This is a genomic window from uncultured Aquimonas sp. (assembly GCF_937888285.1).
Taxonomy (GTDB): Bacteria; Pseudomonadota; Gammaproteobacteria; order Xanthomonadales; family Xanthomonadaceae; genus Aquimonas.
In genome coordinates, this window is the sequence record NZ_CALART010000011.1 from 135,176 (window position 1) to 150,591 (window position 15,416).

10 protein-coding genes, 5 tRNA genes and 1 pseudogene are annotated in these 15,416 nt (G+C 67.3%); 5 read left to right on the forward strand and 11 right to left on the reverse strand.

From position 1 onward, the window contains the following. Positions 1-92: 92 nt before the first annotated feature. The 7 genes from clpP to Q0654_RS02960 form a co-directional block, all read right to left on the reverse strand. Positions 93-713 (reverse strand): ATP-dependent Clp endopeptidase proteolytic subunit ClpP, encoded by a 621-nt coding sequence (clpP, locus tag Q0654_RS02930; RefSeq protein ID WP_298850314.1) that lies wholly within the window; start codon positions 711-713, stop codon positions 93-95. 172 nt (positions 714-885) lie between these two features. After that, positions 886-2,190: a trigger factor gene (tig, locus tag Q0654_RS02935; RefSeq protein ID WP_298850316.1), complete on the reverse strand. Its 1,305-nt coding sequence runs from the start codon at positions 2,188-2,190 to the stop codon at positions 886-888. 140 nt (positions 2,191-2,330) lie between these two features. Next, positions 2,331-2,415: transfer RNA gene (locus Q0654_RS02940), tRNA-Leu, on the reverse strand. A gap of 42 nt (positions 2,416-2,457) precedes the next feature. Further along, a tRNA-Lys gene (locus tag Q0654_RS02945) sits at positions 2,458-2,533 on the reverse strand. A gap of 80 nt (positions 2,534-2,613) precedes the next feature. After that, positions 2,614-2,690, reverse strand: a tRNA-His gene (locus Q0654_RS02950). A 17-nt stretch (positions 2,691-2,707) separates the two neighbouring features. Beyond that, positions 2,708-2,784, reverse strand: a tRNA-Arg gene (locus Q0654_RS02955). A gap of 80 nt (positions 2,785-2,864) precedes the next feature. Beyond that, positions 2,865-2,941 (reverse strand) — tRNA-Pro (locus tag Q0654_RS02960). A 108-nt stretch (positions 2,942-3,049) separates the two neighbouring features. Here Q0654_RS02960 and Q0654_RS02965 point away from each other — a divergent pair. Together Q0654_RS02965 and Q0654_RS02970 are read left to right on the forward strand one after the other, a co-directional pair. Beyond that, entirely contained in the window at positions 3,050-3,895 is an 846-nt protein-coding gene (locus Q0654_RS02965) for a MoxR family ATPase (protein ID WP_298850318.1), read from the forward strand. A gap of 4 nt (positions 3,896-3,899) precedes the next feature. Beyond that, the gene (locus Q0654_RS02970; RefSeq protein ID WP_298850320.1) at positions 3,900-5,078 is read left to right on the forward strand and encodes a VWA domain-containing protein; all 1,179 of its coding nucleotides are present in this window, start codon (positions 3,900-3,902) and stop codon (positions 5,076-5,078) included. A gap of 101 nt (positions 5,079-5,179) precedes the next feature. Here Q0654_RS02970 and Q0654_RS02975 read toward each other — a convergent pair whose 3' ends face one another. Together Q0654_RS02975 and Q0654_RS02980 are read right to left on the reverse strand one after the other, a co-directional pair. Next, a complete protein-coding gene (locus Q0654_RS02975) occupies positions 5,180-5,764 on the reverse strand; it encodes a TlpA disulfide reductase family protein (RefSeq protein WP_298850322.1) in 585 nt (194 codons plus the stop codon). After that, entirely contained in the window at positions 5,761-7,071 is a 1,311-nt protein-coding gene (locus Q0654_RS02980; protein ID WP_298850324.1) for a YihY family inner membrane protein, read from the reverse strand. Before Q0654_RS02980 ends, Q0654_RS02975 begins: the two co-directional genes overlap by 4 nt. Before the next feature lie 204 nt (positions 7,072-7,275). Between Q0654_RS02980 and Q0654_RS02985 the strand changes: the two genes are divergently transcribed. Continuing rightward, positions 7,276-7,980, forward strand: a complete 705-nt coding sequence (locus Q0654_RS02985; RefSeq protein WP_298850326.1) for a TorF family putative porin — start codon at positions 7,276-7,278, stop codon at positions 7,978-7,980. A 148-nt stretch (positions 7,981-8,128) separates the two neighbouring features. Beyond that, positions 8,129-8,602 carry a hypothetical protein gene (locus Q0654_RS02990; protein ID WP_298850328.1) on the forward strand — a complete coding sequence of 158 codons (474 nt, stop codon included), beginning with the start codon at positions 8,129-8,131 and terminating at the stop codon, positions 8,600-8,602. Between the two features lie 15 nt (positions 8,603-8,617). On the opposite strand, the gene hrpA is transcribed toward Q0654_RS02990, so the two are convergent. Continuing rightward, on the reverse strand, positions 8,618-12,529 hold the full coding sequence (hrpA, locus tag Q0654_RS02995) for an ATP-dependent RNA helicase HrpA (protein WP_298850709.1): 3,912 nt from the start codon (positions 12,527-12,529) through the stop codon (positions 8,618-8,620). A gap of 156 nt (positions 12,530-12,685) precedes the next feature. On the opposite strand from hrpA, the pseudogene Q0654_RS03000 reads away from it, so the two are divergent. Then, positions 12,686-13,153: pseudogene (locus tag Q0654_RS03000) on the forward strand (Dps family protein); the annotation flags it as partial. 45 nt (positions 13,154-13,198) lie between these two features. Here the strand turns inward: Q0654_RS03000 and Q0654_RS03005 are convergent. Next, positions 13,199-15,337: a hypothetical protein gene (locus Q0654_RS03005; RefSeq protein ID WP_298850330.1), complete on the reverse strand. Its 2,139-nt coding sequence runs from the start codon at positions 15,335-15,337 to the stop codon at positions 13,199-13,201. Positions 15,338-15,416 lie beyond the last annotated feature (79 nt).

Genomic DNA, 15,416 nt, shown 5'->3' on the forward strand with positions numbered 1-15,416 from the left:
GGCGAATGGCCCGGAGAATAGCACAGGCCTCCCGGCGCGCTCCGACGCAGGCTTCACGCCTGCGCGAAGCCCGCGCTGGCCAGGTCAAGGCCTCAGCCGGCCTTGACGGTGTCGTCAGCGCGGCGCTCGAGCACTGCGTCGATCAGGCCGTAGTCGCGCGCCTGCACCGCCGACAGGAAATTGTCGCGATCGGTATCGCGGGCAATCTGCTCGACCGGCTGGCCGGTGTGGTGGGCGAGGATGTTGTTCAGACGATCGCGGATGGTCAGGATCTCGCGCGTGTGGATCTCGATGTCGCTGGCCTGGCCCTGGTAGCCGCCCAGCGGCTGGTGGATCATCACCCGCGAATGCGGCAGCGCGTAGCGCTTGCCAGCCTTGCCGGAAGCCAGCAGCAGCGCGCCCATGCTCGCGGCCTGGCCGATGCACATGGTGCTGACGTCCGGCTTGATGTATTGCATGGTGTCGTAGATCGCCATGCCGGCGGTGACTACGCCGCCGGGGCTGTTGATGTAGAGGTGGATGTCCTTGTCCGGGTTCTCGGACTCCAGGAACAGCAGCTGCGCCACCACCACATTGGCCATGTGGTCGTCGATCGGGCCGACCAGGAAGATCACGCGCTCCTTCAGCAGCCGGCTGTAGATGTCATAGGCGCGTTCGCCGCGGCTGGTCTGTTCGACCACCATCGGCACCAGGTTGAGGTTGGTGATGCTCATGGGAATGCGTCCTTCGTGGGCGTGTTCGATGCGCCGGCGTCGAGGTGCGGGTTTCGATGGGCCGGCCTTGATGTACATGTGCCAGTGTCGCTTGCCGTTTCAGCCTAGCCGAAAACGAAACGGCCGCCAGCGGGTCGCGCGGCGGCCGTTGCGATCAGGAGCCGGAGGTCGATCAGGCCGCCATCGGGCGCATCACGTCCTGGAAGTCCAGCTTCTGCTCGGTGAGGTCGGCGTGATCGGCGATCCAGTCGATGACCTGATCCTCGATGACGCGGCTCTGCAGACCCTGCATCAACTGGGGTTCGCGCCTGTAGAGTTCAACCACCTCGCTCGGGTCCTCGTAGGTCGAAGCGATCAGGTTCAGGGTTTCGGTCAGGCGGCCCATGTCGAGGCGCAGCTCGTTCTGGCGGGCCAGCTCGCCCAGCAGCACGGCGGCGGCGACGCGACGCTTGGCGGTGTCCAGGAACAGCGCGGGGTCGGCCTTGGCGCCCGGGTTGCCCTGCTGTGCGGCCTGCTGTTCGGCCTGGCGGGCCAGGGCCTGAGCTTCGGATTCGATCATGCGCGAAGGCAGCTCAAGATCGGCATGCGCCGCCAGCAGCTTGTCGACGACCTGCGTCTTCAGGCGCGCCATCAGCGCACCCTTGAGCTCACGCTCCAGGTTGGCGCGCACTTCGCGGCGGAAACTGTCGACATCGGCCTCGGCCACGCCAAAGCTGCGGATGAAGTCGGCATCGATCTCGGGCAGCTTCGGCTCGGAGACGCGGACGATCTTCACGCTCATCTTCGCGGTCTTGCCGGCCAGCGCGGTGGCGCGGTAGTCGGCCGGGAAGGCAACCTCGAACTCGGATTCCTGGCCGGCCGCCAGGCCGATCAGCTTTTCCTCCAGTGCCGGCAGGATGGCGCCGGACCCGATAATGGTGCCGGCGCGCTCGACGCCCTCGGCGGGCACGCGGCCGGCGTCGGTGCTGGCGCTGGACTCGAACATCACCATGTCGCCGGCCTCGGCGGCGCGCTCGACCGGGGTCCAGCTGCGGCGCTGCAGGCGCAGGGTCTCGATCATGCGATCGACGTCGGCGTCTTCGACGCTCGACACCGGCTTCTCGATCTTGAGGCCGGACACATCGATGGTGCCGATCTCGGGCATGACCTCGAAGGTGGCGATGAAGGCCACTTCGCCATCTTCGCCGGTGGAAGTCGCCTCGATGCTCGGCGCCACGGCCGGACGCAGCTTCTGCTGCTCGACCGCTTCGCTGAAGCCCTGGCGGATGACTTCACCCAGGGCTTCCGCGCGCACCTGCGCGCCAAAGCGCTGCTCGATCACCTTCGGCGGCACCTTGCCCGGGCGGAAGCCAGCCAGGCGCACGGTGCGGCCCAGCTCGCGCAGGCGATTGGACACCTGCGACTTCAGACCTTCAGCGGGAAGGCGGACGGTGAGCTTGCGCTCGAGCTTGCCGACGTTTTCAACCGAGACTTGCATGACGACTCCTGGAATGGACAAGGGCAGCCGCCGCTCCGGGATCGCTCGCCCGGATCGCGCAGCCGCCCACTCTCAAGCTGGTAGGCACAGGCCGGGCACCCGCCGCTGCCACGCCGCGCTCGTGTTCGACGCCGTCGGACTGGTGCGAAAGGAGAGACTCGAACTCTCACGGGGTACCCCACTGGAACCTAAATCCAGCGCGTCTACCAGTTCCGCCACTTTCGCCTGATCCGGTCCGGGGTGCCTCCGCGAGCGCGGAGAAGAGGGTGGTGGGCCGTCTAGGACTCGAACCTAGAACCTACGGATTAAGAGTCCGCTGCTCTACCAATTGAGCTAACGGCCCGACCTGGACTGTAACCGCGTCAGCGCCCCTGCGAGGGACCTGCTGCCGCGGCGGACGCGCATTGTGCCGCATCCGGGTGCTGGGGTGGAAGACGGGACTCGAACCCGCGACATCTGGAATCACAATCCAGTGCTCTAACCAACTGAGCTACATCCACCATTGAATCTGTACTGCTGGCGCGCCTGGCAGGAATCGAACCTGCAACCACCGGCTTAGAAGGCCGGTGCTCTATCCGATTGAGCTACAGGCGCATGCAATCGGCAGATATCGGTGTCCAAACCCTCGGCGCTGCCCGGAAGATCGCTGGCCAGACCGACGCTTTCGCGGCGGCTGGTCGGGGTAGAGGGATTCGAACCCCCGACCTTCTGCTCCCAAAGCAGACGCACTACCAAGCTGTGCTATACCCCGGGGCTTGCGCAGCAGCCGGCACCGCGCTTGCGCGCCATACCGTGAGCCGCGGAAGCATAATGATCCGGCACGCCCGCGTCAAACCCCTTCGACGAGATCCCCTTCGACATGCGCTTCGATGGCACCCAGCGATACATCGCGACCTCCGAACTGAAGCAGGCGGTCAATGCCGCCATCACCCTGCAGCGTCCGCTGCTGATCAAGGGCGAGCCGGGCACCGGCAAGACCCTGCTGGCCGAAGAGCTCGCGACCAGCCTCGACGCCCCGCTGATCAGCTGGCACGTGAAGTCCACCACCCGCGCCATCCACGGCCTCTACGAGTACGACGCGGTCAGCCGCCTGCGCGACTCGCAGCTGGGCGTGGCCGGCGTCGAGGAGGTGCGCAACTACATCCGCCCTGGAAAGCTGTGGGAAGCCTTCACCCATGAGCGCCGCTGCGTGCTGCTGATCGACGAGATCGACAAGGCCGACATCGAGTTCCCGAACGACCTGCTGCAGGAGCTCGACCGCATGGAGTTCTTCGTGCACGAGACCGGCGAGACCGTGCGTGCGCAGCATCGACCGATCATCCTGATCACCTCCAACAACGAGAAGGAGCTGCCCGACGCCTTCCTGCGCCGCTGCTTCTTTCACTACATCGCTTTCCCGGACCGCGAGACCCTGAAGCGCATCGTCGACGTGCACTTTCCCGGCATCTCGGGGAGCCTGGTGCGCGAGGCGCTGGAGGTGTTCTTCCAGCTTCGCGAGATCCCGGGCCTGAAGAAGCGGCCGTCGACCTCGGAGCTGATCGACTGGATCAAGCTGCTGCTGGCGGACGAAGTGCCCGAGGCCGTGCTGCGCGAGCGCGATCCGCGGCGCGCGATTCCGCCGCTGGCCGGCGCCCTGGTCAAGAACGAGCAGGACGTGCAGCTGCTGGAGCGGCTGGCCTTCATGACCCGCCGCGGCCAGGGCTGAGCCTGTGTTCATCGGCCTGTTCGAACGCCTGCGCAGCAGCGGCGTGCCGGTCAGCCTGCGCGAGTTGCTGGACCTGCACGCTGCACTTGAGCGGGGACTGGCCTTCGCCGACCTTGAGGAATTGCACGCATTGGCGCGCGCCCTGCTGGTCAAGGACGAGCGTCACTTCGACCGCTTCGACCGCGCCTTCGGCCAGTGGCTGGCGGCGCAGGAGGTGATCGGCGAAGGCCTGCGTGCCGAAGTGCCGCCGGAGTGGCTGCAGCGCGCGGTACAGCGACAGCTCAGCGACGAGGAGAAGGCGCTGATCGAATCGCTGGGAGGGCTCGACAAGCTGCTGGAGGCCTTCCGCGAACGCCTCGCCGAGCAGAAGGACCGGCACAGCGGCGGCAACCGCTGGATCGGTACCGGCGGCACCAGCCCCTTCGGCGCGCACGGCTACCACCCCGAAGGCATCCGCCTGGGTTCGCAGTCGGCCGGCCACCGCCGCGCGGTCAAGGTATGGGAGCAGCGCAGCTTCCGCGACCTAGACGACAGCGTAGAGCTCAACACCCGCAGCATCAAGCTGGCCCTGCGCCGCCTGCGCCGTTTCGCCCGCGAGGGTGCGGCCACCGAGCTGGATCTTGACGGCACGCTGGCCGGCACCGCCCGCAATGCGGGCCTGCTCGACATCCAGCTGCGTCCCGAACGCCACAACGCGGTCAAGGTGCTGCTGCTGCTCGACATCGGCGGCTCGATGGACGACCACGTGCGCGTTTGCGAGGAACTGTTCTCGGCTGCGCGCAGCGAGTTCAAGCACATCGAGCACTACTACTTCCACAACTGCGTCTACGAGTCGGTGTGGCGCAGCAATGCGCGCCGCCGCAGCGAACGCACGCCGACGCTCGACCTGATCCATCGCCTGCCGCCGGACTGGCGCCTCGTCATCGTCGGCGACGCCGCGATGGCGCCCTACGAGATCACCCACGTCCACGGCAGCGTCGAGCACGACAACGCCGAGGCCGGCGCCGCCTGGCTGCAGCGCCTGTTTGCCCACTTCCGCCGCGCGGCCTGGATCAATCCCCTGCCCCGGCCCGCCTGGGACTACACGGTCACGGTCGGGCTGGTGCGTCAGCTGATCGAGCAGCGCATGTATCCGATGAGCCTGCGCGGCCTGGACGAAGCGATCCGCACCCTTTCACGCTGAGGGCATGCGAGAACCCCGCTGGCTGCGGCCGCCTCTCGACGCGCCAGCTACGGCGCCTGCAACCTTGATTGCACGGGCTTCGAATCCCGAATCCCCGATCCCTAATCCCCGCTCGCATCCACCCGCGCTTCGATCTCGGCCTGGGTCACCGGCCCCAGCCAGCGATGGGCGATGCGGCCCTGGGGATCGATCAGGTAGGTCATCGGCATGCCGCGCGGCACCTCGAAAGCCGCCGGCGGCGCGTACACATCGACGATCGCGATGGGGTAGCTGACCGGGCGCCCGGCGAGGAAGTCGCGCATGTCGGCCGGCTCGATCTCCTCAAACGCGAGACCCAGCACCTCGATGTCCTCGCGCTCGCGATGCAGGGCATCGAGCTCAGGCATTTCCTTTCGGCAAGGCGCGCACCAGGTCGCCCAGTAGTTCACCACCACCCAACGGCCGCGCGCATCGCCAATGTCGTACTCGCCATGCTCCAGGGTCGGCAGCGCGAGCTCGATCGCTGCGCCGTCTTCAGGCAGCGGTGGAGCGCCGACGGCACCCGCGGCCCACGTCGCAAGGGCAAGCCCTGCCGCAAGCAGCAGGCCGCGCGCGACTCCGCCCCTCCGCGCAGCATCGCCCTGCGGGTCGAGATCGGACCGCGCAGAGGAAGGGAGACTCGACAGGGGCAAAGGCAGCAGACTCATCGGGCGGTGTCCTCGAAGGCTTGAGGCGGCACTGATGGCATGGCCTCGATGGCCGGAGTGTCGCGCAGCCAGTGCGAGAGCGGCGTGTCCAGTGCCGCTGCGACATCGTCTGCGAGGGACTGCAGGCGCGCGCCGATGCGCTGGCCGATGGCGTCCTCCAGCAGCTCCGCAGGTGGCGCTTCCAGAGGCACGCGCAGACGGGCGCCACGGTAGAGCTCCCCCAGGCTCAGGTGATCGAGGTCGCGCACCAGAAGCCACCCACCGGCCTCCGCGCGCTGCACCACCTTCAGCTCTGTCAGGCGCTCCAGCATGCGCATGAGCGTGTCATCCGACAGCGACGATTCCAGGCGACGCAGCTCATCCACCTCAAGCGCACGACCATAGATCTGGGCCTGGGCGAATCGCCCCAGCAAGCGCAGAAGGCCGAGCAGCTCCAGCCCCTCGGGCAGCCGACGCTCGCTCGGCAGGTAGCGAAAGGCGCTCAGTGAAGCCGCCAGTGACGCTCCCAGCAGCACGGCAATCCATACCAGGTACACCCAGAGCAGGAAGATGGGAATCACCGCCAGCGCGCCATAGATCTGCTCATAGGTCGGCACCTGGCGCAGATACAGACTGAGTCCGCTCTTGCTGGCTTCGAACAGCAGGGCCGCGAGCAGGCCGCCCGCCAGCGCATCGCGCAGGCGAACCCGACGGTTGGGCACGATCAGATAGGCGCAGCTGAAGCCGAACAGGGCGAGAAGAAAGGGCGTGAGCCGGAGCAGGGTTCCCGCTGCGCGCGCGCCGTCGGCAAGCATGGGCAGCGAGAACAGGTAGGACGACAGCGCCAGGCTGACAACCACGAGCAGCGGCCCCACGGTCAAGGCGGCCCAGTACATCAGGAAGCGCGCCACCGGCCCGCGGCCGCTCGGCACCCGCCAGATCCGGTTGAAAGTGTCCTCGATGCCCTTCATCAGCAGCAGCGCGACGACCAGCAGGCCGATCACGCCGGCCAGCGTCATCTTCGAAGCGCTGGCCGCCGATTCGCGCACCCAGACCTCGACCGTGCGAGCCGCTGCCGGCACGAAATTGCTGAACAGGAAGCCCGTCAGCCGCTCGCTCCAGGCCTCAAAGACCGGGAAGGTGCTGATCACGCCGAACGCAGCCGCCGCAAAGGGCACCATCGCGAAAACGGTCGCGTACGCCAGACCGCTTGCAGTCTCGAAGCACCGATCCTCGACGAAACGGCGCGCCAGGAAGCGGGCGAAAGCCTGCAGCCGCCCTCGATCCAGCAGCAGGTGCAGCAGATGTCGCAGCTCGGTGGTATCCATGCGAGGGCAAGCCTAGCAGGCGAACACGCGCCTCCCGAACGCCCGCAGGCGAACGCTTGGGGCCGCTTGCGCTGCCCGCGCGCGCTTGCGACCCTGCGGACACGGCCCGGACCGCTGCTTGAAACATCCATGCTGCAGTGCGATAAACCGGCCAGCCCCCTCCCGATACCCATGAACAGCGCTCCAAGGGGCAAAGAGGCCAGCATGCACAACCGACTTGCACGTTCCATTCGCGGGGCCGCGGGCGCCCTCGCCCTCTCCGCCCTGATCGCAGGCCCCGCCAGCGCCGGCGAGTTGTCGGGCGACCTCGGCGTGGTGTCCGACTACGTCTTCCGCGGCGTATCCCAGAGCAACCAGAATCCGGCAGTCCAGGCCGGCCTCAGCTACAGCTTCGACAACGGCTTCTATGTCGGCACCTGGGCCTCGCAAGTGGACTTCAACAGCGAGGCCGATGCCGAGGTCGATTTCTTCGCCGGCTACGCGTTCGACATCAGCGACAACATCGCCGCCGATGTGCAGGTGTTGCGCTACGTCTATCCGGACGAAGGCGCGCTCAACTACAACGAGCTGATCTTCACCCTGACGGTACTGGACAACCTCAGCGCCACCCTGGCCTACACCGACGACATCTACAACTACGACGTGGACGGCTACTACGTCGGCCTGGGCTATGACATCGCGCTTCCGGGCGAACTGACCCTGACCCCGGCAGTCGGCTATTCCCGGTTCGCTGCGGGCTCGCTCAGCGACAGCAGCGAGTCCTACGTGGACTGGAGCCTGGGGCTCTCGCGCGACTTCGGTCCGGTGAGCGCAAGCCTGAGCTATCACGACACCAACTCCAAGGGTGAGGCCCTGTTCGGCGAGACGGCGGAATCGCGCGTGGTGCTGGGTTTCAGCGTCGGTTTCTGACCGCCGCCACCGCGGGCGCATTGGCGGGCGCGTCCCGCAGGGTCAGCTGATTGCCGGCCCTGCGGCACTCCGCGCGGGCTTCGTGGGCTGGCGGCTGCTGCGGTGACTGCATAGACTCGGCGCTCCCGATCTTCAGGACCGTTCCCTCATGCGCGCCACCCGCCTCGCCCTCGCCTTCGCCCTTGCGGGCGCCAGCCTGAGCCTGCATGCGCAGGACTTCTCCAGCCTGGAGGAGCGCATGAGCCAGCGTGAGTTCGAACGTGCCGGCCTGCAAAAGCTCAGCGCAGAAGAACTCGCCTTCCTCAATCGCTGGTTGGTCGACAAGGGGCTGACAGCCATGCCGGCCGAGACGGTTCGCAATGACCGGATCGGCCTGCCGGCAGAACGCAATGCGGCGAATGACGAGGTTCGCAGCCGGCTGCTGGGCAGCTTCCGCGGCTGGACCGGCAACACCGTGTTCCGACTCGAGAACGGACAGGTTTGGCAGCAGACCGATGGCGGTCGGCTGGCCGGAGTCAATCTGGACTCGCCGGAGGTGAAGATCGAGAAGAGCCTGTTCGGTGCCTGGTATCTGAGCGTCGAGGGCTACAACACGCGCGCGAAGGTGCGTCGCCTGGAATGATCCGCGCTCGGCGACTCACCCCGCCGCCCGCGCCTGCTCCAGCAGCCGCGCCAGGCGTTTGGCCGACACGGTGTCGCGGGTGCCCAGCTCCTGCGCGAACAGCGAGACCCGCAGTTCCTCCAGCGCCCAGCGCAGGGCCTGCCAGGGCGCTCGCCCATCCACGCCGCGATGCCGCGCTTCGTCCAAGGCCTCGCGGAACTGGATCAGCTCCAGCATGCGCGCCTGGTCCTTGATCGGATCCTGGCGCAGGCGCTCGCCGCGCAGTCGCATGGCCTTCAGATACCTCGGCAGTTCGCTCAGGCGCTCGTAGGGCGTGTCGCGAAGGAAGCCCGGATGCACCAGCGCTTTCAGCTGCGCACGCAGGTCCTCGTAACTGGCGGTGCCGTGGCCCATCAGCTTCTGTTCCAGCGCCGGCACCAGCTCGGCGTACGAAGCGACGATGCGTTCGGTCAGCTCCAGCCGGCGCATGGCCTCGGCAAACAGGCCGCGTGAGACGTCCGCGACCAGGGCGTCAAAGGCCTCGCGCGTGCGGATGCGCGCCGGCCGCTCGCCGGCCAGCGCGTTCAGCGCGGCCTCGACCAGGTCCTCGCGAAGGCGTTCGCTGCTCTCGATGGCGGCATACATCAGGCCGGTCTTGGGCGACAGCGGCAGCTGCTTGCGCGCCTGCTTGAGCTTGTCGGCCAGCGCGCGCCGCAGCAGCGCCTGCACGCCGCCGGGGTGCGCGGCCTGCGCCTGCTCGCGATCGGCGTAGACGCGGATCCGCACGCCTTCGCCTTCCGCACTGAGCGCCGGAAATGCAGGCACGCCAGCCGCGCCGCGGATCTGCTCGGCCACACCCGCCTCGGGGAATTCATCGACCGCCTGGCCATCCAGCCTGCGGCCCGCTTCCGCCGCAAACGCCGTCTGCGCGCGCTCGCCGAATCGCGCCTTCAGATCGGCCAGATCGCGCGACTCCTCAAGGATCCGCTTGCCCTCGGACAGGCGCAGGTTGAAGCGCAGGTGCGCCGGCACCGCGGATTCGTCCCATTCGGACACCGGCACGTCGACGCCCGTGCTGCGCTTCAGGAATTCGCCCAGCGCGTCGGTGACGGGACGGTCATGGGAATGCGCACCCGCCGCTTCGACAAAGGCGCGGGCGAAGTCCGGCACCGGCACGAAATTGCGGCGCAAGGCCTTGGGCAGACCGCGCAGCAGTTCGGCGACCTTGTCCTCCAGCAGCCCTGGCACCAGCCAGGACAGCCGCGTGGCATCCAGCGCATTGAGCAGATGCAGGGGCAGATGCAGGGTCACGCCGTCATCAGACGCTTTCGGCTCAAAGCGATAGGACAGGCGCAGGCTGACATCGCCGATCCGGAAGCTGTTCGGAAAGCGAGCGGCATCGGTTTCGTCCGCAGGAATCAGGTCAGGCAGCGACCACTCCAGCGCCGCCCGCTGCTCGGGCGAGAGCCGCTTGTACCAGGCCTCCAGGCCCTGCGCGGTGTTGACGTCCTCGGGCAGGCGCTTGCCGTACCAGGCCGCCTGCGCATCGGCGTCGATGACGATGCCGACGCGGCGCAGCTTGGCCTCTTCCTCCATGGCCTGCTGCAGCACGCGCTGGTTGCGCTCCAAGAGCGGGATGCGCAGGTTGACCTCGCCCGGCACCAGGCCTTCGGCGATGAAGATCTCGCGCGCGTGCCGCGCGTCGATGCCGGCGTAGCTGATCGGCCGCTTCGGCGCCAGCACCAGTCCGTGCAGGCTGATCTGCTCGGAGGCGATCACCCGGCCCTGGCTGCGCGACCAGTGCGGGTCGAAGTGCTTGCGGGTGAGCAGGTGATCGGCCACTTCGATCACCCATTCAGGCTCGATGCTGGCATTGATCAGGCCATAGACCTTCTGCGTTTCCATCACCACCGCCGACACCACCCAGGGCGGCGGCTTGCGGGCCAGGTTCGAGCCCGGGAAGAGCGCGAACTTGCGCTGCCGCGGCGCCTCGAACGGCCCCTTGTCGACGCGCTTGCCGATCTGCGCGGGGATGCCGGTGAGGATGGCCTTGTGCAGACGTGCGTAGCCGCTGGCCACGGCCCCTGGCGCGGGCTCGGCCTCATGCGCCAGCGCGGCAGTGCTGGTGTCGATGCCAAGCTCGGCGCAGTTCAGCAGCAGCTGCCGGTGCAGTTCGCGCCACTCGCGCATCCGCAGGAAGTTCAGGAAGTGCTTGCCGCACCAGTCGCGCAATTTGTTGGCGGTGAGGTCTTCGTGCGCCGTCTGGTAGGCCTCCCACAGCTTCAGCAGGCCGACGAACTCCGAGCGCGGATCGGCGAACAGCGCATGCGCATTGTCGGCCGCCTCGCGCGCTTCGCCGGGACGCTCGCGCGGGTCCTGGATGCTGAGGAAGGCCGCGATCGTGACCAGCTCGCGAGTGCAGCCGTAATCCTTGGAGGCGATCAGCATGCGCGCGAGCTTGGGATCGATCGGCAGCCGCGCCATCTGTCGGCCCAGCGGCGTGATCTGCCGGTTCGGCGCCACCGCACCCAGCTCGATCAGCTGCTGCCAGCCGTCGCGGATGGCGCGCTCGTCGGGCGCGTCGATGAAGGGGAAGTCGTCGATGCGCCCCAGGCCGAGAGCCAGCATGCGCAGGATCACCCCGGCCAGCGAGGAGCGCAGGATCTCGGGGTCGGTGAACTCGGGCCGGGACGCGAAATCGCTGTCGGCATAGAGGCGATAGGCCACGCCCGGCGCCGTGCGACCGCAGCGGCCGGCGCGCTGGTTGGCGCTGGCCTGGCTGATCGGCTCGATCTGCAGGCGGTCGAGCTTCTGTCGCGGGCTGTAGCGCTTGACGCGCGCCTGGCCGGGGTCGATCACATAGCGGATGCGCGGCACCGTCAGCGAGGTTTCGGCCACGTTCGTCGCCAGCACGATGCGGCGCTGCGGGCCGGGGTTGAACACGCGGTCCTGGTCGCGCGCCGACAGCCGCGCATACAGCGGCAGCACGATCGTCTCGCGGTAGTTGCGCCGGCTGAGCAACAGGTGGGTCTCGCGGATCTCACGCTCGCCGGGCAGGAACACCAGCACATCGCCTCTAGGGTCTTCGCGATTGATCTCGTCCATGGCCGCGGCGATGCCTTCGGGCACCGTGCCGCCGCCCTCGTCGCGGCCCAGCAGTTCCAGCGGCCGGTAGCGCATCTCCACCGGATAGCTGCGGCCCTCGACATTGATCACCGGTGCGCCGTCGAAGTGCTTGGCAAAGCGCGCGGTGTCGATGGTCGCCGAAGTCACGATCAGCTTGAGATCGCGGCGCCGGCGCAGCAGGTCCTTCAGGTAACCCAGCAGGAAATCGATGTTGAGGCTGCGCTCGTGGGCCTCATCGATGATCAGGGTGTCGTAGGCCGAGAGCATGCGGTCCGACTGGATCTCGGCCAGCAGGATGCCGTCGGTCATGAACTTGATGTAGGTCTGTTCGCCGACTTGCTCGGTGAAGCGCACCTGGAAGCCGACCGCGCTGCCGAGCTGGGTGCCGAGCTCTTCGGCGACGCGCCGGGCGACCGAACGCGCGGCGATGCGCCGCGGCTGGGTGCAGCCGATCATGCCGGCCGCGCCGCGACCCGCCGCGAGGCAGAGCTTGGGCAGCTGGGTGGTCTTGCCCGAGCCGGTCTCGCCGGCGATCACCACCACCTGGTGCTGCTGGATCGCTGCGAGGATCGCGTCAGCTTCGCGCGCGATCGGCAGCTCGGCGTCGAACTCGGGCTTGGGCAGGGCCTGCGCACGCGCCTCGCGCGCAGCGGTCGAGACCACGATGGCCTTGCCAAAGGCTTCACGCCGGCTTGCATTTTCCGGTTCGCGCTCCCAGTTCGAGAGAAGCTGACGCAGCCGCCGCTGGTCGCGCGAGAGTGCACGCACCAGCGCGCTGCGCGCTCTGGACAGGGCGCGCTGGCTTTCCTGCGTGTTGGACACGCTGGGGTCCGGCGGGAGTTCGGATGTACTGCTCACGCTTGATCCGGCGCAAGGCCTGGCCTTGATGGGTCGGCGATTCTACCGGCATGCGCGCGGCAGCCATGCCCAAGCGTCAGCGTCCACCTTTCCTTCCCAGCCTTGGAGGTTTGCATGAAGATCGATATCGGCATCAGCGACAAGCAGCGCAAGAAGGTGGCCGAAGGCCTGGCGCGCTTCCTCGCCGACAGCTACACCCTGTATCTCAAGACCCACAACTACCACTGGAACGTCACCGGGCCGATGTTCAACAGCCTGCACCTGATGTTCCAGACCCAGTACACCGAGGCCTGGAACGCGCTCGACGAAATCGCCGAGCGCATTCGCGCGCTGGGCTTCTCGGCCCCGGGCTCGTACGCGCAGTTCGGCAAGCTCAGCAGCATCAAGGAGCAGGACAGCGAGGTGGTGCCGGACTGGAAGACCATGGTCGAGCAGCTGGTGCTGGGCAACGAGGCGGTCTGCCGAACCGCCCGCAAGGTGCTGGAGGCCGCGGGCGAAGCCGGCGACGAGCCGACCGCCGACCTGCTCACCCAGCGCCTCAACATCCACGAGAAGAACGCCTGGATGCTGCGCTCGCTGTTGGCGTGAAGCCGTCAGCGGGCCGCCGGCCTGCCATGGCGGCCCGCGACGCCTTCAGCCCTCGAAACTGTCCTTGAACACTGCGTCGCCTTGGGGCGTGAGCAGCCACACGTCCTCAAGATCCTGCTCGCGGAACGCCATGACCGGCCGCCCCTTCGGGTCCAGGGCAAGCGGACCCGTGAAACCGCGATTGGGCGCGCCGCCATCGCTGATGATGATGTGGCGCTGGGCGCTGCTGCAGGCAGCGTCGACGCACTGCCAATAGCCGCCATGTCCGATCGAGCCAGAGCTGTAGACCGGGCGCTGTTTGGCGTCCAGCACCAGCGCTTCGATCCCGTCGAAGGGATTGGGAAGAGGCGAACGGGCAAGGCTCAGGCAGGCTGGGGTATCGCAGGTCAGAAGACTGCGCTCCTGGCTCAACTGTTCCAGCAGCACCGGTCGCCCGTCGCTGCGCACCGCGATGGGCACCCGCCCAAACGTGGGGGACGCATTCAGCGAGCGGACGCTTGCACTGCTGCAGTCAGGATCGGCGCACTGCGCCAGGCGCAGACTGCCCTGGATCCGGTTCCACGCCAGCAGAGCGCGGCCGTCTGTACCAAGCACCATATTGAGGCCGAGGATGAAGGTGCTGTCGGCAGACTCGTCAGCGACCAGATGCTCGCTTCCACTGCTGCAGTTCGCGTCCGCGCAGCTGAATACGCGTACCACACGCCCGTCGCTCTGAGTGCTCAGGTATGCCAACAGCGGCCTGCCGTCGGCACGGATCACGAGTTCGGTTCCGCCGCCATTCGGGTTGCCGCTTGCGCCCACCTCGCGCAGCGTGCTGCTGCTGCATTCGGCGTCAGCACAGTCCCACACGAGGTAGCCCCCGAAGTAGCTGTAAAAGGCAATGGGGCGACCGTCAGGACGGATCGCGAGCGAAGGCGCTGAGGTGAAGCTGTCGGGAGCCTGCGGGGCCTCGCGAATTGTCACAACGCTGCACGCAGGGTCACCGCACAGCGCCATTCGCGGCCTGCGAGCGCGCATCCAGATCGCTACCGCGCGTCCGTCGCTGCGCAGGGCAAGACGCGGGAAGCCGGCGTCCACGCCGTTGCTGCTGATTCCGCGACTTACGCTGACACATTCCGCCGAGCTGCAATGGCTGTGGCGCAGGGTATGGTCACTGCCATCGAAAAAGGCCAACGGGCGGCCATCTGAAAAGCCCATCGCCTGCGAACGCTGGCCGACATCGGCGCCTGGCTGCAGCAAGAATGTCTGCGGGCTGGTACACGCGGAATCTGCGCAGATCAGCCCTTTGAGGTCTCCAGTCTTGACCCGGTGGCTGACGAAAAGGCGTCCATCAGCGAGCACGTGAGCGGACGGCGCGCCGCCGCTGCCAGCGTCGAGCGTGAGCGCACCTGGATCGAAGGGCAGCGCACAGGCCCCATCGTTGCAGCGACGCCGTTCAAGCGCGCCGCTCGCTCCGCTGAACAGGATCTCGGCGACGCCGTTCCACTCGACCAGAGTCGGTGCGCTGCCGACTGCCAATCGAACGGTTGAAAAAGCCACGAAGGGCGGCCCCGAGCTGGCCAGCCAGACCTCACCGCCGCGCTGGTAGGCGATGACCAGGCTCCCTTGCAGGAAGCGCGCGACCGGCGCGCGACCGGCGTCGCCCTCGCCATCCACCAGCACGCTGCTGCCGCTTTGGCATCCTGGCGTGTCGCAGCGGTACAGCCTGAGGTCACCATTGCCGACGTCGTAGTAGGCAATACGCGGCAGGCCGCTGACAGGGTCAACGGTGGTCGCGGTGCCCGCCCCCACGTCGCCAACCGTCTCCAGAACGCGAGCCTCCGCAAAGCTGCAAAATGGGTCGAGACAGTCAATCGCTTCCAGATCGCCACTGTGAGCATTGTAGAAGGCAACGAACGGGCGATTGTTCAGAGCGGTGCGCACATCGGCACTGACAAAGCTGCCGCGGTCGGAGCCATGCGTCAGGCGCACGCTCGCACTGCACTTGGGGTAGCAGGAAGCCCTGTACAGCGCGCCCTCGTCTTCAAGGTAGACGAAGCCGAGGGCGGGATCCCCATTGGATCCTTGCAGCATGGTGAAGTGCGGACCCAACCGGTTGATCCCATCCAGCGCACGCAGGCTGTATCCGGGCGCGACCTGCGCCTGGGCCTGGGCCAAACGCGTATCCGCAAGCAGGCCGATCATCAGAAGTAGGCAAAACAGGGAGTATCGCTTCACTAGTTGCCTCGGCGCGCTGCATGCTGACGGGTGGACGCCAAGTTTA